This is a genomic window from Actinomycetota bacterium (genome assembly GCA_035540895.1).
Taxonomy (GTDB): Bacteria; Actinomycetota; JAICYB01; order JAICYB01; family JAICYB01; genus DATLFR01.
Window position 1 is genome coordinate 1 of the sequence record DATLFR010000112.1, and the last position, 2,985, is coordinate 2,985.

The 2,985-nt window shown below is 71.8% G+C and carries 3 protein-coding genes; all 3 read left to right on the plus strand.

Annotated elements, in window-relative coordinates; all coding sequences use genetic code 11:
* A partial coding sequence (locus VM840_06410) for an ROK family protein (protein HVL81205.1) occupies window positions 1–490 on the plus strand: 490 nt, incomplete at its 5' end.
* Window positions 487–2,256 (plus strand): class I mannose-6-phosphate isomerase, encoded by a 1,770-nt coding sequence (locus VM840_06415; GenBank protein HVL81206.1) that lies wholly within the window; start codon window positions 487–489, stop codon window positions 2,254–2,256. The genes VM840_06410 and VM840_06415, both read left to right, overlap by 4 nt.
* Before the next feature lie 163 nt (window positions 2,257–2,419).
* Window positions 2,420–2,985 (plus strand): hypothetical protein (locus tag VM840_06420; GenBank protein HVL81207.1); only part of this gene is annotated, 566 nt, incomplete at its 3' end.

The window sequence follows — 2,985 nt, forward strand, 5'->3', positions numbered from 1 at the left end:
GATCGGGACCGGGTTCGGCGTCTGCGTCGTCCGGGATGGCGGGCCGGTGGGCAGGGGCGTGGTCGGAGGGGGGATCCTGGGAGGCCAGATCCCCATCTCGGAGGCGACCGACGGGCCCGTCGACACGAGCGGACGTCCCGACTCGATCGAGGCCTTCTGCCGGGCCGACCGTATCGTCGCCGAGGCGGGTTCCAGGTTCAGCTCCGTGCAGGAGGTGTTCGAAGCCCATCGCTCCGGAGACCAGGACGCGTCAGCCGCCCTCGACCGCTACCGCCGCCACCTCGCCCGGGCGGTGGCCGCCCTCGCCCACGCCCACGCCCCCGAGGTGGTCGTCCTGGGGGGTGGACCGATGACCGAGGACACGCCGATCCTGGACGGGCTACAGCAGCTCGTCGACGAACGGGCGTGGCCCGGCTACAGCGTCGAGGTGCGTCGGGCCTCCCTGGGGGACGCCGCCGCCCTGGCCGGTCTCGCGCACCTCTCGAGATGAGGACCGACCCGCGCGTCGACCCGGCCGACCCCACCCCCCGGCACCGGATCGGGCGACGCTCCACCTACGACAAGCATCCGTCCGTCCCCGCTGGCTCCCCGTCGGACGTCACGGTGGGCTGGGACGCGATCGCGTCCAGTCTGAGCGGCGTGCGGACGGTGGTGCTCGAGACCTACCCCGGCGTCCTGGGCACCGACGAGCTCGTGAGGCGTCTCGACCCTGACCTGGTCGTGGACGCGGGCTCCCTCCTCCTGAGCGAGCCTGAGGTCCGGCGCCTAACCGAGCCGTTCGTCGGCGACGACCCGGTGTTCGGGTACATGACGTCCCTGCGGCTGAGCGACCTGGTCGACGGGGCGGCGCTGCAGCGGGCGCGCGAAGCCGTCCGAGACGCCCCCGGGCGCGTGCTGGTGCACGGGACCGGCGCGTCCCTCGCCGCACCCGGCGCCCCGGTCGTCTACGCCGGGCTCCCACGCTGGGAGGCAACCCAGCGCCAGCGGCGGGGAGAGGCCGACAACCTCGGCGTCCACAACCCCGACGACACGCCGGGTGAGCGCTACAAGCGGGCGTTCTTCGTCGACTGGCGCGTGGCCGACCGCCACCGCCGGACGATCTGGGACCGCATCACCCACTACCTGGACACGACCCACCCCGACCGTCCGAAGATGATCGACTCGCGCGTCTGGTACGAGGCGCTGGCCCGGACGGCCCACCGCCCGTTCCGGGTCGTCCCCTACTTCGACCCGGCTCCCTGGGGCGGACACTGGATGCAGGAGGTCTGCGACGTCGGACGCGGCCAGGCCAACCTCGGATGGTGCTTCGACTGCGTCCCCGAGGAGAACTCGCTCCTCCTGGGCTTCGGCGCCGAGACGGTCGAGGTGCCCTCGATCGACCTGGTCTTCCGGGAGCCGAAGGCGCTGCTGGGGGAGGCGGTGTGGGGCCGGTTCGGCGAGGAGTTCCCCATCCGCTTCGACTTCCTCGACACGATGGGCGGGGGGAACCTCTCCCTGCAGGTGCACCCGCTGACCTCCTACATCCAGCGTGAGTTCGGGATGCACTACACCCAGGACGAGTCCTACTACCTGTTGGACGCCGAGCCGGACGCGACGGTGTACCTGGGGCTCCGAGAGGGCGTGGACCGCGACGAGATGGTGGCCGACCTGCGCCGCGCGCAGGACGAGCCGGGCTGGACCTTCCCCGACGACCGCTACGTGAACCGGTTCCCAGCCCGGAGGCACGACCACTTCCTGATCCCGGCCGGGACCGTCCACTGCTCCGGGGCCGGGAGCATGGTGCTCGAGATCTCCGCGACGCCCTACATCTTCACGTTCAAGCTGTGGGACTGGGACCGTCTCGGGCTGGACGGACGGCCCCGTCCGATCCACATCGACCACGGGGAGCCGAACATCCTCGTGGAGCGCGACACCGGGTACGCGCGGACCCGGCTCCTCAACCAGGTCCGCACGGTCGCCTCCGGACCCGGCTGGACCGAGGAACGCACCGGGCTGCACCCCGCGGAGTTCATCGAGACGCGCCGGCACTGGTTCACCGGTCCCGCCCCGCACACGGTCGACGGCGTGGCGGTCCTCAACCTCGTGGACGGGGAGGCTGCCGTCGTCGAGTCACCGGAAGGCGGGTTCGAGCCCTTCGAGGTCCATCACGCGGAGACGTTCATCGTCCCCGCGGGAGCCGGTCCCTTCTCGGTGCGTCCGGTGGAGCCTGGACGCCTCCACGCGACGGTACGGGCCACCGTCCGTGCGGGCCACTGAGAGAGCCATCCCCCGGAAGGGTTAGGCCGCAGGTGCCCCGGTGGGGGTCGGGCGGGAGGCTCATGTAGCCGATATCTCCCGTGTCGGGCTCACCTATCGGGCGGGAGGGTACCGACCCGACGTCCCGTGACGAGGTGTTCAAGTGGTTCCAGGCTGGATAACCATGTTCTCGCGCTCGATGCGGGCGCGTGCCAGGGCGCTCTCGTGCGACCGCGGCTTCTCCCTCGTCGAGATCACGGTCGCGACCGGCCTGGCGATGGTCGCCGTGGCCGGCGTCGGTAGCGCCATGGTGATGGGCGTGACCGGCGTCGGGGTCGCCCGCCAGCGGGCGGCGGCGACCGCGATCGCCACGGAACGCGTCGAGCGCATCCAGAACCTCCCCTACGACCTCGTCGCGCTGACAGAGCTCTCGTCGGATGCGGGCTGGACGGCCCGCAAGCCGGCGGACGAGACGCTCGTCGTGCAGCCCGGACACGCCGCCGTCATACCGGTCGACGACCCCGTCGTGTCGGGGCCGAGCGAGTTCTACATCTACCAGTACATCACCTGGCTGGACGACCCCGACGTCGCCGGCACCCAGGACTACAAGCGCGCGACCGTTATCGTCTCCTGGCGGCGTTCGCTGTCCGCCCCGTCCCTCGCCCGCGTGACGCTTTCGACCCGAGTGGGAACCCGGGACCTGGCGCACGCGACACCCGCCCCGGCGGCCGTCGCCTCGCCGTCCCCCAC

Excerpts from the sequence above, each read along its gene's own strand:
- VM840_06415 (HVL81206.1), top strand. The coding sequence starts at position 487 with ATGAGGACCGACCCGCGCGTCGACCCGGCCGACCCCACCCCCCGGCAC.